The sequence below is a fragment of the Luteibacter sp. Sphag1AF genome (assembly GCF_014192715.1).
Taxonomy (GTDB): domain Bacteria; phylum Pseudomonadota; class Gammaproteobacteria; order Xanthomonadales; family Rhodanobacteraceae; genus Luteibacter.
In genome coordinates this window covers 223,368-241,956 of the sequence record NZ_JACHYH010000003.1, presented here as the reverse complement: position 1 = coordinate 241,956, position 18,589 = coordinate 223,368, and the positions used below count along the sequence as shown (strand labels likewise).

Sequence of the window (18,589 nt, the reverse complement as noted above, 5' to 3'; positions counted from 1 at the left end):
ACGAACTGTATGAATCTGGTTGGCCCATGTGGAGCTGAATTTGCTTCATCGGATGCTCCAGTATCGAAACGGAGCGGATGATGAACATTCAGGGACTGGTAGCAACGGGGCGGGTCGTGACGAATGAGGTATCGCGAATGAGCACGTCAGCTCAACCGATGGTGGTGGAAAGTAACGAAGGCGCGAATTCGGGTTTGCCAGAGGTGGATATGTCACATATCACACCGCGCGAACTGATTTCTCTTCTCGATGAGTGGGTGAAATCAGAGCGCATCAGTACGGAGGATGCAGCTTGCCTTTTGGGTGTGATATCGACGGACGCATTGAATAATCGCCTGGATGTTCCAGTGAATATGTACGAGGGGATTGAAGGCATCGCCTCCTTCCACGACTACATTCGCGATCCCGAAGGGGCATCGTACTGGCGGAGCCTCGCCACGAAACTCCAGCATCTTGAGCGATTTCCGCATGGGTTGAGTACGCGTGCCTGACATGCGTCGACATGCGGGCGCCGGGAAATTGTCGCGCGTTATGGCACGAACCCAACCACTATCGAAAGGAGTCGGGCGATGAACATACAGGGACTGGTAGCAATGGGGCGGGTCGTGACGAATGAGGTCTCGCGAATGAGCACGTCAGCTCAACCGATGGTGGTGGAAAGTAACGAAGGCGCGAATTCGGATTTGCCAGAGGTGGATCTGTCACATATCACACCGCGCGAACTGATTTCTCTTCTCAGTGACTGGATAAAATCAGGGCGCATCAGTACGGAAGATGCATCTTGCGTTCTGGGGGTGATATCGACGGACGCATTGGATAATCGCCTGGATGTTCCAGTGAATATGTACGAGGGGATTGAAGGCATCGCCTCCTTCCACGACTACATTCGCGATCCCGAAGGGGCATCGTCCTGGCGGAGCCTCGCCACGAAACTCCAGCATCTGGAGCGATTTCCGCATGGGTTGAGTACACGTGCCTGACATGCGTCGACATGCTGGCGCCGGGAAATTGTCGCGCATTACGGCACGAACCCAATCGCCCGCACTCCCGCAAAGCGAGCGCGATCCCTGCGAAGGGGGCGCTTGGCCGTTGAATCGTCGGCGATTCAACGTGCGTATTCCCAGGGAGGCTTTCACGTCATCGCGCGTAAGTGTTTCTGCCAATCGCGCGCAACGGCGTCAGGATTGCTTGTTCCCGCAGAACATCATCACAAGGAGTGACGCAATGATTCCGTCCTACTCATTTCTGGGACCGAAGAAGCCGCACAGGAAAGAAACGGAAAGTGATTCGCCGGCCGCAAAGCCCGACAAGGCGGGGAAGTCGCCCTCTTATGCCGATGTTGCGCGAGAAGTGAAGCGCGGAAATGCCATGGCCGCAGCAAAGAAGATCGGCAAATCGCCCATCTCGAAAATCTCGCCTCACAACATAGAGGAAGGGCAGAAGTCCGCGTTGCCAGTGAAGAAGCGCGCATTGCTCGCACGTCTTCGGGAAACCTGGGGCGGTGAGCTGACGCAGCACCATGTGCGCGAGACGGCAGCGCGGAAGGCGCGTCTCGAAGCCTGCCGGCTGGCCCATCCGGAGGGGCACCGGAAACTCGACATCCGTTGCTGAGGTGGCGCTGCACGGATGCATGTGCACGCGGCATACTGGCGGCACGTCCCTGAGGCCTTACCGTCGATGACCCGTCGTCTGCCAACCCCCGAACTTCCCGTCGCGCGTCCCCGGGCGCGCGATGTGGCTGACGCGGCGGGCGTGTCGATTTCTGCGGTGTCGCGCACGTTCACGGATGGCGCCAGCGTGTCGGCGAAAACGCGCGACAAGGTGCTGGCAGCCGCCGAGCAGTTGGGCTATCAGCCCAATCCGCTGGCGCGCAGCCTCATGACGGGGCGTACGGAACTGATCGGGCTGGTGTCCAATCACTTCGCCAATCCCGCCTTCATGGACGTATTTGATCTCTTCTCGCGCGAATTGCAGGCCCGGGGCCTTCGGCCGTTGCTGGCCAATCTGGGGGCCGATGACGACGGTCGCTCTGCGCTGGACATGCTGCGCCAGTACAACGTGGATGCGGTGCTGGTGGCGACGTCGGCGCCGCCGCGGGGTTTCACTGAATCATGCCGTAGTGCAGGCATGCCGTTGCTGCACGTGTTTGGACGCGCCGGGCAGCGCAATGGTGTGCCGGTGGTGACGGTGGACAACCTGGCGGGTGGCCAGCTTGCCGGCGAGGCGATGATGGCGCGCGGTCTGCGCCGCGTTGCATTTCTTGGCGGTGCTGAGGGTGATGCCGCCACGCAGGATCGCGGCAAGGCCTTTGCGTCGGTGGCCGGGCGCGCATTGAAAGCATCGCTCTTCGCTGGCGATTACACGCACGAGCATGGCCGTCGGGCCATGCATCAGTTGCTCGATGACCACGCGGATCTGGATGGCGTATTTTGCGGTGACGATGTGCTGGCGCTGGGGGCCATGGATGCGTGCCGCGAACGCGGTATCGACGTTCCCGGGCAGATCAGCATCGTGGGCTTTGACGACATGCCGCTGGCGTCGTGGCCCGCGTTTCAGCTGACCACCGTGCGGCAGCCAATGCACGCCATGGTGCTGTATGCCATCGAACGCATCGTGGCATGGATGGCGCAACCGGATCAGGTGCCGCGCAGCAAGCTGTTTTCCTGCGAGTGGGTGGAACGCCGCACCTTGCGTGCGCTGGCTACGTCACGTCGCGCACGTTGATCCAGCATCGTTGCGCGGACGATGCGAGTGCCGCGGCGATGATGCGATCCACTTCGTAGCCGTCGCGAAAGGTGGGCCATACGTTCTGGCCTGACGTGAATGCCTTTATGAAATCACGCATCTCGATCGTGATCTGATCGTTGTATCCGGTGCCGTGACCGACGCCCTGGTTGAATGCGACATAGTCCGGATGTGCAGGCCCCATCAGGATTTTCTGGAAGCCCCGACGTTCCACGGGCCTCGACGCGTCGTACAGCCACAACGCGTTCTGATCTTCCTGATCGAACCACAGCGCACCGCGCGTTCCGGTGATCCGGTAGGTGTAGCCCATCTTCCTGCCCGCCGCCATGCGGCTGAAACTGAGCGATCCGGTGGCGCCGTTCGCGAAGCGCAGCAGCATCTGTCCCTGATCGTCATTCTCGACGCGTTCGGGGCCATCGGTTCCGGGACGCAGGGACTGCACGACATGTGAGTCAGCGACCAGTGATTCGATGGGCCCGACCAGCCGGAGGCAGGCATTGACGATGTGCGGAGCCACGTCGCCAAGCGCGCCCGCATGCGTGCCGGTGCTTATACGCGTTCGCCATGAGGCGGGCAGGGCAGGATCGTGCAGATAGTCTTCCACGTGTTCTGCGGTGACCTGGATAACCTCACCGATATCACCCGACGCAATGATCTGATGGGCGAGCTGGCTGGCGGGCGTGCGTATGTAGTTGAAGCCGACCATATTCGTGAGGCCGGCACGTTCCATGGCTTCGGTCATGGCCAGTGATTCGGCGGGCTCGCAGCCGAGCGGCTTCTCGCAGAACACGGCCTTTCCGGCAGCGGCACATGCGATGACGATATTGTGGTGGGTGCGTGGCGGCGTGGCGATGATGACGGCCTGCACGCCTGGGTGCGCGACCAGTTCGCGCCAGTCGCCGGTTGCGTGCTGCCATCCCCAGCGGTCGGCGTGCTCCTGCGCACCGCTTTGCGTGGACGTGGCCAGAGATACGCGCAACGGTCGCGCATCGGTCTGGAAGGTGGTGTGCACGGCGTTGAGAGCCAGGGTGTGTGCCTTGCCCATGTAACCGGCGCCGATCAGCCCGAATCCAATATCGCGCATGCTGTGCTCCCATGGTCGAGGCCCTATCCTGCCGATGGTGCAGTGCGGTTTGCAAGCGCTTGCAAAAAGGTCTAGCGTGGATTCTGTCCAGCCTGTCCTTTCTGTGCTTTCGCCGGAGTGCTGCCATGCATGCCCATGCTCAATCGTCCCGCCCGAAAACCGTTCCCCGCATTTTCACGCCGGAGACCATTGATACCGACCTGATCGTCGGCGAGTTGCTTGATGGCGTGGGAGCGGTGACGATTCGCGGGTTGTTCACGGCTGATGAGATCGCGCAGGCGCGGCAGATCATCATGGAAGAATCCAACAGCGACGCGCAGGCTGCCAAGGTCACCCATTTCCAGGGCGCGGCGGAGCGGGAAGGGAAGATCAATCTTCAGCGACGGGTCTGGAACCTGCTGGCCAAAGGCGATGTGTTCTCGCGTATGGCTGCCCATCCGGTGTTGATGCAGACCATGCGTGCGTTTCTCGGCACGGAGTTCATCATGGGATCGATTGCGGCCAATCGCATTCTTCCCGGTGGCCCGGGACAGGAGCCGCACATCGACTATCCGTACTGGGACTACCATTGTCCACAGACGCATCCGTCGCGGCTGAATTCGTCGTTTCCGCTTAATGCGCAGGCGACCATCGTGCTCGACCCCTTCACCGAAGAAACCGGCGCCACCGCGTATGTGCCCGGCTCTCAGCGCAGCCTGCGCTATCCGGATGAGTCCGACCGTTTCTTCGACCGCTGTGAACGCATGCTGGGTGAGCCCGGCGATACCGTGATTTTCTTCGGAGCGCTCTGGCATTGCGCCATGCCGAATCGTTCCACGGTGGACCGGTCAGCCGTGCTGATTCAATACCTGCCCAAGTGGGTCAAGCCGATGGAGAACATCCCCGCGGCATTGCCCGAATCATTTCTGGACACGGCCAGCCCGGATATTCGTCAGTTGCTCGGGTTGAACTATCCCTATCCGGAAATTCTGGATGCCGCCCGCGGCGGCAACGCAGAAGGGCGCACGATGATGAAGGCGCGATAAGGATCAGTGCGCGGAATGGGCCTGGATGAATTTCAGGGTGTCGGCCAGCGCCGGTGCCTTGCCCTTGGTCGGACCAAATGCAAACACCAGGCCCATGTGCCCCAGGTCCGGATACATGTGCACTTCCGCGGTTTCGCCGTGCGCAAGCATGCGACCTTCCAGCGATATGGCGTTGGACGGCTCCACCGTGCCGTCGTCGTCACCCTGCAAAAGCAGCATCGGCGGTTCATCGCCGTCCACGAAGTTGATGGGCTGTGACTGGTACTGTTCCTGCGCCGTGTGGCCGAACATGTCGAAGTAATCTTTTTCGTCCAGCGGCAGGAAGTCGTAGGCACCCGCCAGGCCGATGAAGCCGGCAAGGTCGCGCGGTTTCATGCCCACGGCTTGCAACCAGCGTCCATCGGTCGCAAGCAGTGCGCCAATGTGCCCGCCGGCAGAGTGACCCATCACGAAAAGAGATGCGGGGTTTCCGCCAAATTCAGCGGCGTGGGCGTGGGCCCAGGCGACTGCCGTGGCGCTGTCCTGCATGAATCCGGCCATTTTCACCTGCGGCCATTTCCGGTAATCGGGAATGATCGCCACGATGCCCTTGGCCGCCAGAGCTTCGCCCATCCACCGATACCACTGCCTTTGCCCGGATTTCCAGCTTCCGCCGTAGAAGAACACGACGACAGGCGCGTGCGTTGCGTTCACGGGCGAATACACATCAAGGGACAGGCCTGAGGCTTTGTCGAACAGGATGTCCGGATGCGCCACGACGCCGCTGGACGGCTGCCGCGCATTGATCGCGCCGAAGAAGACGCTGTGGCACGCCGACAGAAGCACGACGGCAAGTGTCAGCAGGACAGGGCGAGTGATGCGCGCGAGGGATGTAGTCATAGTCGCCAAGTGTAGGTAGGGAATGTGGACAGGGCGTGCTGACGGGGTAAGCATTGCCCTTTAAACGCGTCACATGCGGATCGGTCGACGCCGATTGCTAAACTGCGGTCCATGACCATGCCTCCCCACGATGTTCGCAACCTTCTGCGTGAAGCCTCTGATGCGCTGGGCGATCGCCTTGAAGCGGAGTTGCTGCTGATTCATACCCTGGACGTCTCGCGAGCGTGGCTTTTTGCGCATGCTGATGACCGGTTGCCTGATCTGCACATCGAAAATTTTCGCGGCCTCGTGGCGCGCCGCGTTGCCGGCGAACCGGTGGCGTACATCATGGGCTCGCGGGATTTCTGGTCGCTTTCGCTGGAAGTCTCTCCGGCCACTCTCATTCCGCGTCCTGAAACAGAGTTGCTGGTGGAGCTTGCGCTCGAACGCATGACGACGGATGCGCGCGTGGTAGACCTGGGCACCGGCAGTGGAGCCATCGCGTTGTCGCTGGCCCGGGAATTTCCGCAGGCACACGTGTTGGCCGTGGACTTCAGTGACGACGCATTGCATGTGGCCCGCCGCAATGCGCAGCGTCTTCAGCTGGGGCATGTGCGTTTTGCGCAGGGTAGCTGGTGGGATGCGGTCGGCGAAGAGACGTTTGATCTTGCCGTGAGCAACCCGCCCTATATCGCTTCAGCCGATGAGCATCTGGCACAGGGCGATCTTCGTTTCGAGCCTTCCACGGCGCTGGCCTCTGGTGCGGATGGGCTGGACGACATCCGCCTGATCGTTGCCGGAGCATCCGCCCATGTGCGTCCCGGCGGCTGGCTGTTGATGGAGCACGGCTGGGATCAGGGCGACGCGGTGCGTGCTCTGCTGGACGATGCCGGGTTCGTCGAGGTGTTCACCGCAAAGGATATGGAAGACCGGGATCGGGTCAGCGGTGGGCGGGTAGCGTAGGGTGCCCACCGGCAATTCGCCTTCCAGGGATGGCTCCCGCAAAGACGCCTGACGGCGGCTCTGCGGAAGCGGGGCACTCAGCCGGCGCTGGCGACCGGCGTTGCCACGTACTGCGGAAAGCGCGCGAGGATGGCATTCCGGATGCCCGGCAGGTCCAGGCCGGCCATGGTCAGCACTTCGTCGCGGCTGCCGTGTTCAAGATACAGGTCAGGCAGACCCAGGTGCAGGATGGGGACGGTGATGCCGTGCGCTGAAAGCACCTCGGCCACGCCCGTACCTGCGCCACCGGCGATGGCATTGTCTTCGATGGTGACGATGGCCTTGTGCGTGCTGGCCATCTCCAGAATCACTTCTTCGTCCAGCGGTTTGACGAAGCGCATGTTCACCAGCGTGGCATCCACTTCGGCAGCGATGATCGCGGCCGGGCTCAGCATGGTGCCGAACGACAGGATGGCCAGCCCGTGGTGCCCGCGACGGCGCACTTCGGCCTTGCCGATGGGGAAGGTGTCCAGTTCCTCGCGCATGACGGCACCGGGGCCAACACCGCGCGGATAGCGGATGGCAGCAGGGCCCGGATACTGGTAGCCCGTGGTCAGCATCGTGCGGCATTCGGCTTCGTCGGCCGGCGCCATGACCACCATGTTGGGAAGCACGCGCATGAAAGACAGGTCGAAGCTGCCCGAATGCGTCGCGCCGTCGGGGCCGACCACGCCCGCACGGTCGATGGCGAAGGTGACGTCCAGATTCTGCAGCGCCACGTCGTGAATGGCCTGATCGTAGGCGCGTTGCAGGAACGTGGAGTAGATGGCCACGACGGGCTTTGCGCCTTCGCAGGCCATGCCGGCTGCCAGCGTGACGGCGTGCTGCTCGGCGATGGCGACGTCGAAATACCGCTGCGGATATTCCTTCGAGAAGCGGACCAGCCCCGAGCCTTCGCGCATGGCCGGCGTAATGCCCAGCAGGCGCTCGTCGGCGGCGGACATGTCGCACAGCCAGTCGCTGAAGATGTCGGTGTAGGTCGGTTTGGCCGGTGCGCCCTTCTTGATCAGTCCGGCCACCGGATCGAACGGACCTACGGCGTGGTATTCGATCTGCGCCTTTTCGGCCGGCTCGTAACCCTTGCCCTTGGTGGTCATCACATGAAGCAACTGCGGGCCCGGGAGGCTCTTCACCGTGTTGAGCGCGGTAAGCAGCTGCGGCAGGTTGTGACCGTCGATGGGGCCGGTGTAGTGGAAGCCCAGTTCCTCGAACAGCGTGGAGGGGACGAACATGCCCTTGGCGTGTTCTTCCCAGCGCTTGAAGAAGCGGCCGAACAGCGATTGCTTGGGAATGGCGCGCTTGGCGCGCTCACGCCACACATTGAGCGTGCGGCTGGACATCGCGCGCGCCATCATCTTGGTCATGGCGCCCACGTTCTCGCTGATGGACATGCCGTTGTCGTTGAGGATGACCAGCATGTTCGGCTCGACGTCGCCACCGTGGTTCAGCGCCTCGAACGCCATGCCTGCGGTCATCGCGCCGTCGCCGATCACGGCTACGACCTTGCGCGGGTCACCCTTGCGCTGAGCCGCAATGGCCATGCCCAGGGCGGCGGAAATCGAGGTGGACGAATGGCCCACGCCAAAGGTGTCGTACTCGCTTTCCTCACGACGAGGGAAAGGAGCCAGGCCTTCCTTCTTCTTGATCGTGGTAATGCGGTCGCGACGGCCGGTAAGAATCTTGTGCGGATAGCACTGGTGTCCCACGTCCCAGACGAGCCGGTCCACCGGGGTCTTGAAGACGTGATGAAGCGCCACGGTCAGTTCGACCACGCCAAGGCCCGCGCCGAAATGACCGCCAGACGAGGCCACAGCCTCAATCAGGTAGGCGCGCAGCTCGTCGGCAATGGCGGGCAGTTCGTCCTCCGAAAAACGACGGAGATCCTCCGGCGAGTCGATCTGCGCCAGATAGGGGTAGCGGGAAAGGTCGGTCATAACCCGTATTGTTCGCCGACGAGCCGGGCCGGGCAAGGGATGAAACGTGAATAATCGCGGGCATGTGCCCGCGACGTCAGGCCCGCCGGCGATTCTTGGGCAGATGGTTGACCAGAAACTCCATCTGGTCGGCCAGGATGTTGCGGTTGGAAAGAATCAGGTGTTCGACCCAGCTTGGCCGGTAAGGCACTGCCAGCAAAGGCATATTTGCCTGCGCAGGCGTACGGCTACCCTTGCGCAGGTTGCAGGCGAGGCAGGCGCTGACCACGTTTTCCCATTCATCGGCGCCCTTTTTCGACAGGGGCAGCACGTGATCGCGGGTCAGATCGTGGCGGTTGTACTGATTGCCGCAGTACAGGCAGATGTGCCGGTCACGGGCAAACAGGGCGGTGTTGGTGAGGGCGGGCGCCGGGTCGATGGCATGTTCGCGGCAATGACCGGTGCTGGCGACGATGGGGTGGAGATCCAGGGTGCTTTGCAGGCCGCTGGCGCGGCTCTGGCCCCCGTGAACGGTGAGGCAGGCGTCGCCAAGGGTCCAGGCCACGGCCCCACGGACATACAGGCATACGGCGTCTTGCCAGCTGATCCAGTCCAGGATGCGTCCGGCCGCGTCGAGCGAGAGCACCCGGGTCGTATTGAGTGTGGCGACCGGTGGGGTGTCGGAAAATGGCACTTCCATCAGCATCTGTGTCTCGTCCTTCGTATCAGCGAAAGAGCGTTCCAGCAAAGCGAACTCCGTGCGAACCGGGGCAAAACCCCGGTCGAACCGTGCAAAAGCGCAGTCGACGGCCCGAGCATAGCCCACTTTTGCTACGTTTCGCAGTCATCCCGGTACGTATCTTGCGGGGCTGTTCGAGGGCTCTCCCGCTGATATAGTGGGCATTCGATTAGCTAAGCCCGGCCGGGTTTGGAAGGGGGGCCGGGGTGGCTTCCCAGGCGCGGCGGGCCCGAGGGTTACAACGTGGCAGAAGTGCTTTTCTACGAGCGTCCGGTTCCTCTTAACCGTACGACCCATCGCGACCTTCGCCTGAAGGCCGTGAACAACGTCCGTTTCGCCGAGAAGGTTCACTCCGTGCCGTTGACCGGCGTCGAGTTCGCTCCGGCTGCCCGCGACTTCCCGATCCTCTTCGCTGGCAACAGCATCGAAGAAGCCGGCCCGATGGCCCTCATTGGTCTGCGCCAGGGTGAAAACCTGCTGGTCGGTGCCAACGGCTTCTGGGAAACGGGCATCTACATCCCGGCTTTCGTCCGCCGCTATCCGTTCGTGCTGGCTGAGAAGCCGGCAGGTTCCGAGGGCGACGACTTCACCGTGTTCCTGGACGAGGCCTACGAAGGCTTCAACCAGACCGAGGGTGAGCGCCTGTTCAACGAAGACGGTACCGATGCCGCCGTGCTGACCAACGCCGTGACCTTCCTGGGCGAGTTCCAGGATCACGTGGCACGCACGCAGTGGTTCATGGGCAAGCTGCGCGAGCACAACCTGCTTGAGCCGCGCACCATCACCCTGCAGAAGGACGGCAAGGGCATCAACCTCAACGGCCTCTTCGTGATCAACGAAGAAAAGCTGCGTCAGCTCGACGAGAAGGTTGCCCACGAGTTCCTGAAGGAAGGCGCGTTCGGCTGGATCTACGCCCACCTCATTTCGCTGGCCAACATCGACCGCATGGCGGAACGTCTCGATGTGCGCGAGCGCTCGGAGGAAACCGCGCAGGCCTGATCGGCTGCTCGGGTTGAGGGAAAAGCCGCTTTCGACGCCTGTGTCAAAACGTCTCTGACACGTAGTCGCTGAAATGCTGGCAAGTGAAATGCCCTCGGGGGAGATCCCGGGGGCATTTCTTTTTTGGGCCAGTGTCCCCGCCCGCTCCGCAGCTTCCCATCGCGCGATCCCGTTCGCGCGACGGTCATTTGTAGGCGTTACCCTACAGACGGCTTTCCCACGCCTCCCCGACAATATCGCCTGTCGTCGAACGAATGCCTTTCGTATCGACCATGACAGGGGTGAGCGCTTGTTTCCTGGTACGTCTTCCGGCAAGCGGAAGGCACGGGTTCGGGTGGATGCATGAATTGACGCGTGGCGTCACAGGTTTTCTGAAGGAGAGAAATGTGGGTAAGTTGAGTTTTGTGGCACTGGCCCTGCTGGCCATGGCGCCGTCCGCGTTCGCGGCCGATTCGGTGACGGTGCAGCGTCCGGCCGTGTACAACGAAGATGCAGACGTTCCCGGCTCCGTGCGCAAGGAATGCAAGCTGGACGAACAACTGCCGGACTTCATCGCGCAGTACGCGAAAGAAACCGGCACGACGATCAACTTTGCTCCCGCCGTACAGACGGGGCAGCAGGGTCGCGTCCTGGATATGGAATTCACCAACGTCACGGCTGACGGCAACGCGTTCATGGGTCACCACAAGTCGGTGACCGTGAAGGGCAAGCTGTATGAGAACGGCAAGGTCATTGGCAGCTTCAAGGGCAAGCGCAATTCGATGGGCGGCGCGTTTGGCAACTACAAGGGCACCTGCTCGGTCCTCGGCCGCACGGTAGATGCACTGGGCAAGGACATCGCCGGCTGGCTGGCCGCGCCCAAAATGGACGCGATGCTCGGCGACCTGGAGTAATCCTCCGATGAGGAACGGTCGCTGGCTTGCCGGCGACCGTTCTTCGATCCTGCACGATCACGGCGTTATGCTTGGCTCCGTTCTCATCTGCCATGGCATCTGCGTCCCTTGAATCGCCCCAAGCTGAAGCTCATCGGCAACGACCATGGCATGGCGTATGTCGACGCGGGCAGTGGTCCGGCCGTTGTGTTTATCCACGGCTCGCTTTGTGATTATCGTTACTGGACGCCGCAGCTCGATGCGCTTGCCGACGGCTGGAGCATTCTTGCGCCTAGCCTGTCCCATTATTTCCCGCGCCTGCCATCGGCAGATCGCTTTCCCTTCCGCTGGTCGCAACATGCGGACGATGTCGTTTCTTTCTGTCGAAAACTGCGGCACGAACGGGTGCATCTGGTGGGGCATTCGCGTGGTGCCAGTGTCGCGTTTCAGGCCGTGCTGCGCGACCCGGCGGCATTTGCCAGCGTCACGCTGCTCGATCCCGGCGGCGCGGTCGAGGGTGAAGGCAGCGATGAAGGGTCCACTTCTGCCACGCAGAGGGTGCGCTGCGAAGCGCGTGACCTCATTGCGCGCGGAGAGGTCGATGCGGGTCTGTCGCTGTTCGTGAACTCGGTCAGCGGCCCTGCGCAATGGGAGCGCAGTCCTGAATGGTTCAGGCGCATGGCGCGCGACAACGCGCACACGCTGGGGCCGCAGCTGGATGATCCGCTACCCATGATGATGCAGGCGGATGCGCAGGCGCTGTCGTGTCCTGTGCTGCTGGTCGATGGTGAAAAGAGTCCATCGGTTTATCGTCGCAACGTGGCAACGCTGGCGCAATGGCTGCCCTGTGCGCAGCATGCGACGATCGCAGGTGCGTCACACGGCATGAGCATGACGCACGCAGGGGCATTCAATGCCGTGCTTCGTTCCTTCCTCAGCCATTGAATACGCCCCTTCAGCGCAGCGGCTTGGCCATGCGCAGCAGGTCCAGGCCGAAGCCCGATTCCTCGTAGATCGCGCGCGCACGCTCGTTGCCGGGAAACACAGCCAGTGTCAGCAGTTGGCAGTGGTGCTCGCGCGCCCACTGTTCTGCGTGGCGTATGAGCGATTTGCCCACACCTTTGCCTTCATGGCGTTCGGCCACGGCCAGGTCAGAGATGTGACAGTTGGTCTTGCCGGTGAAGTAATCCTGGGTCTTCTGCAGATGCATGAAGCCCACACGTTGACCTTCTTCATCTTCAGCCACGAACAGGAAGCTGTTGGGCGGCTGGTCATCCAGATGATGCAGCAAATCCTTGCTGATGCCCTCGATACATTCATTGCGTCGCCGCCACGCGGGCAGCGGGAAGTTCACGAAGCGCGGGACCATGTCGAGGATGAAGTTATCGTCCTCGCTTTCAGCGAGGCGAACCGGGTACTCAAGATCGCTCATCGTACGGATACCGTGGTGGAGGAGAGCTCTGGAATGCCAGTTTCTACACCTTCGCTCCGGCGCTGGAAAGTCCCGCGTGTGCGGTGCGTCCCTGGAAGGACGCACCGCACGTCAGGTCAGACGACGGCCGGGAGCGTCGCCACGCCCGCTTCCATGGCCGCCTTGTGCATGTGCATGCGCGGCAGGATGCGGGTGAAGTAGAACGTTGCGGTATCGCGCTTGGCGGTAAGGACGTCTGCGGTAACGCCCTCTGCGGAGGCTGCCAGCACGCTGCGCGCCCAGAAATAGGCGAGAGTCACATAGCCGGAGTAGTACAGGTAATCGACGGCAGCCGCGCCCAGTTCTTCCGGGTTTTCGGTGCCGCGCCTGGCCAGCGACTGGGTGAGTTCACCCCATTCCTTCGCAGCCACGGCCAGCGGGCGGATGAACGATTCCAGTGCCGGGTTGCTCGCCTGTTCGTGGCAGAACGCGGAGATCTCGCCCAGGAAGTGCTTCAGGCCCACGCCCTGCAGTTGCATGATCTTTCGGCCCAGCAGATCCAGCGCCTGGATGCCGGTGGTGCCTTCGTACAGCGTGATGATGCGTGCGTCGCGTACAAACTGCTCCATGCCGTGCTCGGCGATGTAGCCGTGGCCACCGAAGATTTGCAGCGCTTCCTTCGTACATTCCTGCGCCGCTTCGGTCAGCAGGCCCTTGGCGATGGGAATCAGGAACGACAGCAGTTCGCCAGCCTTCTTGCGCTCCGCTTCGTCGGTGCCGCGCGCTTCGATATCGCTTTGCAGCGCGGCGTAGGCGGCAAGCAGGCGTCCGCCTTCCACGAAGGCGCGCTGCGTGAACAGCATGCGACGCACATCCGGATGCGAGGTGAGCGGATCGGCCGGCTTGTCCGGATTCGTCGGGCCGGACAGGGCGCGCATCTGCAGGCGTTCACGCGCGTAGTTCAGGCTGTTCTGCAGTGCGCGCTCGGCGACCGCCACGCCCTGAATGCCCACGGCCAGGCGCGCCGCGTTCATCATGGTGAACATGGCCATCAGGCCCTTGTGCGCAGGGCCGATCAGCCAGCCTTCGGCTTCATCGAAATTCATGACGCACGTGGCTGAGCCCTTGATGCCCATCTTGTGTTCGATGGCGCCGGGGTACGCGGCGTTGCGCTCGCCCAGCGAGCCGTCCTTGTTGACCTTGAACTTGGGCACCACCAGCATCGAAATGCCGCGGCTGCCAGCCGGCGCGTCGGGCAGGCGGGCGAGCACGAGGTGCACGATGTTCTCTGCGAAATCGTGGTCGCCGGCGCTTATGAAGATCTTGGTGCCGCTGACCTTGTAGCTGCCATCGCCGTTGGGTTCGGCGCGGGTCTTCAGAAGGCCGAGGTCCGAGCCGGCCTGGGGTTCGGTCAGGCACATCGTGCCCGTCCAGCGGCCTTCGACCAGCGGCTTCAGGAAGGTTTCCTGCTGCCACTCGTCGCCATGATGTTCCAGTGCATCGGTGGCGCCCTGCGACAGCAGCGGGTAGATGCCCCAGGCCAGGTTGGCCGAGTCGATCATTTCCTTGGTCAGCGCGCCAAGCACGTGCGGCAATGCCTGGCCGCCAAACTTCTCTGCGGCCGTGAGGCCGGCCCAGCCGCCGTCGGCATACTGGCGATAGGCCTCCTTGAAGCCCTTCGGCGTGGTAACCGACGCCGTGGCCTTGTCGAAGTGGCAGCCTTCCTCGTCGCCTGTGGCGTTGAGCGGAGCGAGCACCTGTTCGTTGAAACGGGCGGCTTCGTCCAGTACGGCATCCATCAGTTCACGATTGTGCTCTGCGCCACCTTCCAGACCGGCCAGCACTTTTTCCACGTTCAGCACGTTGTAAAGCGCAAAGCGCATGTCGGCGAGCGGAGCTTTGTAAATTGTCATGGGAGTTCCTGAAAGAGGCGCGCCGGTCAGGGCGAGCGATAGGTGTCGGGAATGCCGGGAACCGGGGAAAGCCAGTTCTTGCCCTGCACTTCGAAGGTGCGGGGTTTCTTTTCCTGTTCGGCAAGGCCGGTGATGCTGCCGGAAAGCGTATAGGGCAGGGCGCCGGAGCTTCCCTTCGCGGCCAGCGCAGCGAGTGCCCTGGACATTTCCGGGGTGGGAAGAATGTCGACGTCTGCTACATCGGCGGCAAATGAGGGAATGTCCAGATCGAGTTTGCGATCGAGCAGCACGCCGCCCAGGTCGCCGACGCGCAGCTGGCCCTGGAAGCTGGAGAAAGACATGCCGCCATAGCTGTTGCTGCGGATGCGCAGTACCACGTGCCAGACGCCGCCCGGGGCTGCCTTCACTTCCTGGAGGGTCACCGACGGCGGGAAGACGCTTTTCTTCACGGGGCCGCAGGCACCGACCAACAGCATCAGCGCGACGATCGCGCAACGTAGCGAAAGCGTGCGTTTCATGGGCTTGGATCCGACCTGTGTATACCGTGGGACAGCGGCAGCTCAAACGACTGTTCGATACTAGGATGCATGAGGCGGCCCCCCGATGCGAGGGGGCCGTTTCAAACGCATCGCCTTCTGAGGTTCCCAAGCGTAGTGGGAGAAGGCATCATCACCGCCCGACCTTGCTGAAAACTCCCGGTAAATCATGTCCCGACGTATCGCCGCACGACGCTCGCCCATACACGGAAACGGCGTCTTCGCCACCGCTCCCATCAAGGCTGGCGACGAGATCATCGAGTACAAGGGCGACCGGATCACCCATGCCCAGGCCGACAAGCGCTACGGCGATGGCGGCGAAACGGGCCATACGTTCCTCTTCACGCTCAACGAAAAATTCATCGTGGACGGCAACAGCCACGGCAACACGGCGCGCTGGATCAACCATAGCTGTGATCCGAACTGCCAGGCGATGATCGAGGAAGCGGTCGAAGGCAAGCCGTCGAAGAAGGACCGCGTGCTGATCGAAGCCATCCGCGACATCGCGCCGGGTGACGAACTGACCTACGACTACGGCATCGTGCTGGACATGCCGCGCACTGCGCGCCTGAAAAAGCTGTGGGCCTGCCGTTGCGGCTCGCCCAAGTGCATCGGCACGATGCTCAAGCCCAAGCGTAAGGCCACCTCTGCCTGAGCGCGTTGCCTCACGGTATGAAGACGCCACGGGCACGGGTTCCTCATCCCCGGCCCGCCACTGTGGTCGCTCCATTTCATCACTGGAGCGAACCATGGCGAACAAGACGCTGGAAGGACGCCGCATTGCGGTACTGGCCACCGACGGCTTTGAACAATCGGAACTGACGGAACCCAAACGCCTGCTGGAAGAGGCAGGTGCCCGTGTGGATGTGATTTCACCGGGTGATGCGAAGGCCATCAAGGGCTGGGACAAGAAGGACTGGGGGCAGTCAGTGCCCGTTGACGTCGCGCTGGGCAAGGCAGAGGCCAGCCAGTACGACGCGCTGGTCCTCCCCGGTGGCGTCATCAATCCGGACAAGCTGCGCATTGACGACGGGGCCATCGGTCTCATCAAGGCGTTTGGCGATGCAGGCAAGCCCATTGCCGCGATCTGTCATGGTCCGTGGACCCTGATTACTGCCGGCCTTGTGAAGGGACGTAAGGTGACGTCCTGGCCGTCGTTGAAAGATGACCTGAAGAACGCTGGCGCGTCGTGGGAAGACCGCGAGGTGGTGGAGGATGGCAACCTCATCACCAGCCGCAAGCCGGACGATATTCCGGCCTTTGCGAAGGCATTGATCAAACGACTGGCGGCGTAACTTAAAACGCTTTTTGTGGGAGCGGGCCCGCCCGCGATTCCGGAGCCATCGGGCGAACGTCATCGCGAGTCTGGCTCGCTCCCACATCGTTGCCTTCAGTCGTCTTCTGCGTGAGGTTTCCATGCATCGCACAACTTGCGTTGCACGCCTACCGGCACGGGCTCGTAATGGCTGAAATCCAGGCAATAACGCCCCTGACCGCCGGTCATCGCTTTCAGTTCGATGGGGTAGTCATCCAGTTCCGCCAATGGCACTTCCGCGCGAATGATGATTTCTCCGCCACGCAGTGCGTCGGTGCCGAGAATCTTCGCGCGCTTGGCCGCGAGACCGCCGGTGACATCGCCCACGTTGTGCTCCGGGATGGACACTTCGAGATCGACGATCGGTTCCAGTACCTGAGGGTGCGCTTTGCCCACGGCATCGAGAAATGCCTTCCGCCCGGCGCTCACAAATGCCACTTCCTTGGAATCGACCGGGTGATGTTTTCCGTCGTAGACCACCACGCGAATATCCTGGATAGGAAAGCCGGCCACTGCGCCGCCGTCCAATGCCTGACGCACCCCTTTTTCGATGGCTGGCATGAACTGGCCGGGGATCACGCCACCTTTGGTTTCGTCGGCGAACAGAAATCCCTCCCCGCGTGACAGTGGTTCCACACGCAGAAACACTTCACCAAACTGTCCCGCGCCGCCGGTCTGCTTCTTGTGCCGGTGGTGGCCTTCGGCGGCTCCACCTATGGTTTCGCGATAGGCAATGCGCGGCGGGTGCGCGGTCACATCCACGTCGTAGCGCGTCTTCATGCGTTCAAGCATCAGGCGCAGATGCAGGTCGGAAAGGCCGCGAATCACGGTCTCGTTGAGTTCCTTGTGGTGTTCCACGCGGAAGCATGGATCTTCTTCGGCCAGCCGCGCCAGCGCCTGCGACAGCTTCTGCTCCTGACCTTTGTGTGCAGGGATCACGGCCAGCCCGAACATGGGTTGCGGATAGGCGACAGGTTCCAGATGTATGCGCCGTCCGTCTGCGGCGTCATGCAGGATGGCGTCGAAATGCACATCCTCGATCTTGGCTACCGCCGCAAGATCGCCCGGCAGCGCCGCGTCAATTTCAATGTGTTCCTTGCCTTGCAGGCGGAAGAGGTGCGCCACGCGAAACGGCTTGCGTCCGTCGTCCACCACAAGCTGGGCATCCTTGCGCACGGTTCCCTGCCACACGCGGAACACGCCAAGTTTTCCGACAAACGGATCGTTGATGATCTTGAAGACGTCGGCAATGACATGTCGATCAGGATCCGCGCTGACTTCGACTGCGGCACCGGCTTCATCGCGGAATGGTGGTGGGTTGACCTCGGCCGGGCAAGGCAGCATGCGCTCAATCAATTGCAGAAGTTCCGGGACGCCGATGCCGTCACGGGCGCTTGTGAAGCAGATGGGGATGAGGTGGCCATCGCGAAGGCAGTGTTCCATGGCATCGTGAAACTCGTCCGCACGCAATACGTTTTCGCCGCCTTCGAGAAAGTGCTCCATCACCTCATCGTCGATTTCCACCACCTGGTCAATGATGTGCTGATGGGCTTCTCCCGGTGAGGAGAAGTCGCTGTCGCCACTGGATTGCATCAGCGCATCGCGCACAACCTGGCCACGCGACGCAGGCAGGTTCACGGGCAGGCAGGCTGATCCGAATTCTTCGCGAAGCGCGAGCACCACATCGGCCAGCGTGGCAGGTGCGGCGTCGATGCGATTGATGATGATGAGGCACGCGAGGCCGCGTTCGCGCGCGTGCTGCATGATGGTTCGTGTGCCGTGCTCCACGCCGTGCGCTGCATTGACCACGATGGCGACGGTGTCCACGGCCGTCAGTGCGGCGAATGCCTGGCCGCGGAAATCTGCGTATCCGGGTGTGTCGATCAGGTGGATGCGATAGCCGTCGTGTTCGATGGACGCGATGGCCGAATCAATGGAGTGTCCGCGTGCTTTTTCCTGTGGATCGGTGTCGGACAGTGTGCTTCCTCGTTCCACTGAGCCTTTGGCGGAGATGGCGCCACCGGCGTGAAGCAGGGCTTCGAAAAGCGTGGTCTTTCCGGCGCCGGCATGGCCGGCGAGCGCGAGGCTGCGGATGTGTTCCGTGACGTGAGACACGATGCGACCCTCCTCCTGACAAGGAAGCGACGGGGCGGCGTCGTAAACGGCGTCGCTTGTCG

General features: G+C 62.1%; 19 protein-coding genes. 11 read left to right on the top strand and 8 right to left on the bottom strand.

Annotated elements, in window-relative coordinates; genetic code table 11:
- Nucleotides 1-137: 137 nt before the first annotated feature.
- The 4 genes from FHW69_RS10630 (at nucleotide 138) to FHW69_RS10615 (ending at nucleotide 2,724) form a co-directional block, all read left to right on the top strand.
- Nucleotides 138-491 carry a hypothetical protein gene (locus tag FHW69_RS10630; RefSeq protein ID WP_183423031.1) on the top strand — a complete coding sequence of 118 codons (354 nt, stop codon included), beginning with the start codon at nucleotides 138-140 and terminating at the stop codon, nucleotides 489-491.
- Nucleotides 492-626: 135 nt separating this feature from the next.
- Entirely contained in the window at nucleotides 627-980 is a 354-nt protein-coding gene (locus FHW69_RS10625; RefSeq protein WP_183423030.1) for a hypothetical protein, read from the top strand.
- Nucleotides 981-1,224: 244 nt separating this feature from the next.
- Nucleotides 1,225-1,611 carry a hypothetical protein gene (locus tag FHW69_RS10620; protein ID WP_183423029.1) on the top strand — a complete coding sequence of 129 codons (387 nt, stop codon included), beginning with the start codon at nucleotides 1,225-1,227 and terminating at the stop codon, nucleotides 1,609-1,611.
- Between the two features lie 66 nt (nucleotides 1,612-1,677).
- Nucleotides 1,678-2,724, top strand: coding sequence for a LacI family DNA-binding transcriptional regulator (locus FHW69_RS10615; protein WP_183423028.1), 1,047 nt, complete (start codon nucleotides 1,678-1,680; stop codon nucleotides 2,722-2,724).
- Here the strand turns inward: FHW69_RS10615 and FHW69_RS10610 are convergent.
- Entirely contained in the window at nucleotides 2,702-3,829 is a 1,128-nt protein-coding gene (locus tag FHW69_RS10610; RefSeq protein ID WP_183423027.1) for a Gfo/Idh/MocA family oxidoreductase, read from the bottom strand. The genes FHW69_RS10615 and FHW69_RS10610 overlap by 23 nt on opposite strands.
- Before the next feature lie 125 nt (nucleotides 3,830-3,954).
- Here FHW69_RS10610 and FHW69_RS10605 point away from each other — a divergent pair, with 125 nt between their 5' ends.
- Nucleotides 3,955-4,854, top strand: coding sequence for a phytanoyl-CoA dioxygenase family protein (locus tag FHW69_RS10605; RefSeq protein WP_183423026.1), 900 nt, complete (start codon nucleotides 3,955-3,957; stop codon nucleotides 4,852-4,854).
- Between the two features lie 3 nt (nucleotides 4,855-4,857).
- Here the strand turns inward: FHW69_RS10605 and FHW69_RS10600 are convergent, their stop codons facing one another.
- Nucleotides 4,858-5,733, bottom strand: coding sequence for an alpha/beta hydrolase (locus FHW69_RS10600; RefSeq protein WP_183423025.1), 876 nt, complete (start codon nucleotides 5,731-5,733; stop codon nucleotides 4,858-4,860).
- A gap of 117 nt (nucleotides 5,734-5,850) precedes the next feature.
- Between FHW69_RS10600 and prmC the strand changes: the two genes are divergently transcribed.
- Nucleotides 5,851-6,675 (top strand): peptide chain release factor N(5)-glutamine methyltransferase, encoded by an 825-nt coding sequence (prmC, locus tag FHW69_RS10595; protein ID WP_183423024.1) that lies wholly within the window; start codon nucleotides 5,851-5,853, stop codon nucleotides 6,673-6,675.
- 77 nt (nucleotides 6,676-6,752) lie between these two features.
- On the opposite strand, the gene dxs is transcribed toward prmC, so the two are convergent.
- Both dxs and FHW69_RS10585 read right to left on the bottom strand, forming a co-directional pair.
- The gene (dxs, locus tag FHW69_RS10590; protein WP_183423023.1) at nucleotides 6,753-8,648 is read right to left on the bottom strand and encodes a 1-deoxy-D-xylulose-5-phosphate synthase; all 1,896 of its coding nucleotides are present in this window, start codon (nucleotides 8,646-8,648) and stop codon (nucleotides 6,753-6,755) included.
- Between the two features lie 76 nt (nucleotides 8,649-8,724).
- Complete coding sequence (locus FHW69_RS10585) at nucleotides 8,725-9,333, bottom strand: HNH endonuclease (RefSeq protein WP_183423243.1); 609 nt, start codon at nucleotides 9,331-9,333, stop codon at nucleotides 8,725-8,727.
- A gap of 276 nt (nucleotides 9,334-9,609) precedes the next feature.
- On the opposite strand from FHW69_RS10585, the gene FHW69_RS10580 reads away from it, so the two are divergent.
- The 3 genes from FHW69_RS10580 to FHW69_RS10570 all read left to right on the top strand — a co-directional run bounded on the left by FHW69_RS10580 (nucleotide 9,610) and on the right by FHW69_RS10570 (nucleotide 12,182).
- On the top strand, nucleotides 9,610-10,365 hold the full coding sequence (locus FHW69_RS10580; protein ID WP_183423022.1) for a SapC family protein: 756 nt from the start codon (nucleotides 9,610-9,612) through the stop codon (nucleotides 10,363-10,365).
- 386 nt (nucleotides 10,366-10,751) lie between these two features.
- Nucleotides 10,752-11,258 (top strand): hypothetical protein, encoded by a 507-nt coding sequence (locus tag FHW69_RS10575; protein ID WP_183423021.1) that lies wholly within the window; start codon nucleotides 10,752-10,754, stop codon nucleotides 11,256-11,258.
- A gap of 108 nt (nucleotides 11,259-11,366) precedes the next feature.
- Entirely contained in the window at nucleotides 11,367-12,182 is an 816-nt protein-coding gene (locus FHW69_RS10570) for an alpha/beta hydrolase (RefSeq protein ID WP_255494746.1), read from the top strand.
- Between the two features lie 10 nt (nucleotides 12,183-12,192).
- On the opposite strand, the gene FHW69_RS10565 is transcribed toward FHW69_RS10570, so the two are convergent.
- From FHW69_RS10565 to FHW69_RS10555, 3 genes are all read right to left on the bottom strand, one after another.
- A complete protein-coding gene (locus FHW69_RS10565) occupies nucleotides 12,193-12,669 on the bottom strand; it encodes a GNAT family N-acetyltransferase (RefSeq protein ID WP_183423020.1) in 477 nt (158 codons plus the stop codon).
- A 116-nt stretch (nucleotides 12,670-12,785) separates the two neighbouring features.
- On the bottom strand, nucleotides 12,786-14,561 hold the full coding sequence (locus FHW69_RS10560; RefSeq protein WP_183423019.1) for an acyl-CoA dehydrogenase C-terminal domain-containing protein: 1,776 nt from the start codon (nucleotides 14,559-14,561) through the stop codon (nucleotides 12,786-12,788).
- Between the two features lie 26 nt (nucleotides 14,562-14,587).
- Nucleotides 14,588-15,079, bottom strand: coding sequence for a hypothetical protein (locus tag FHW69_RS10555; protein ID WP_183423018.1), 492 nt, complete (start codon nucleotides 15,077-15,079; stop codon nucleotides 14,588-14,590).
- A 187-nt stretch (nucleotides 15,080-15,266) separates the two neighbouring features.
- On the opposite strand from FHW69_RS10555, the gene FHW69_RS10550 reads away from it, so the two are divergent.
- Both FHW69_RS10550 and FHW69_RS10545 read left to right on the top strand, forming a co-directional pair.
- Nucleotides 15,267-15,752: an SET domain-containing protein-lysine N-methyltransferase gene (locus tag FHW69_RS10550; RefSeq protein ID WP_183423017.1), complete on the top strand. Its 486-nt coding sequence runs from the start codon at nucleotides 15,267-15,269 to the stop codon at nucleotides 15,750-15,752.
- Nucleotides 15,753-15,846: 94 nt separating this feature from the next.
- Nucleotides 15,847-16,392, top strand: a complete 546-nt coding sequence (locus tag FHW69_RS10545) for a type 1 glutamine amidotransferase domain-containing protein (RefSeq protein WP_183423016.1) — start codon at nucleotides 15,847-15,849, stop codon at nucleotides 16,390-16,392.
- 95 nt (nucleotides 16,393-16,487) lie between these two features.
- Here the strand turns inward: FHW69_RS10545 and fusA are convergent, their stop codons facing one another.
- A complete protein-coding gene (gene fusA, locus FHW69_RS10540) occupies nucleotides 16,488-18,527 on the bottom strand; it encodes an elongation factor G (protein WP_183423015.1) in 2,040 nt (679 codons plus the stop codon).
- Nucleotides 18,528-18,589: the final 62 nt, after the last annotated feature.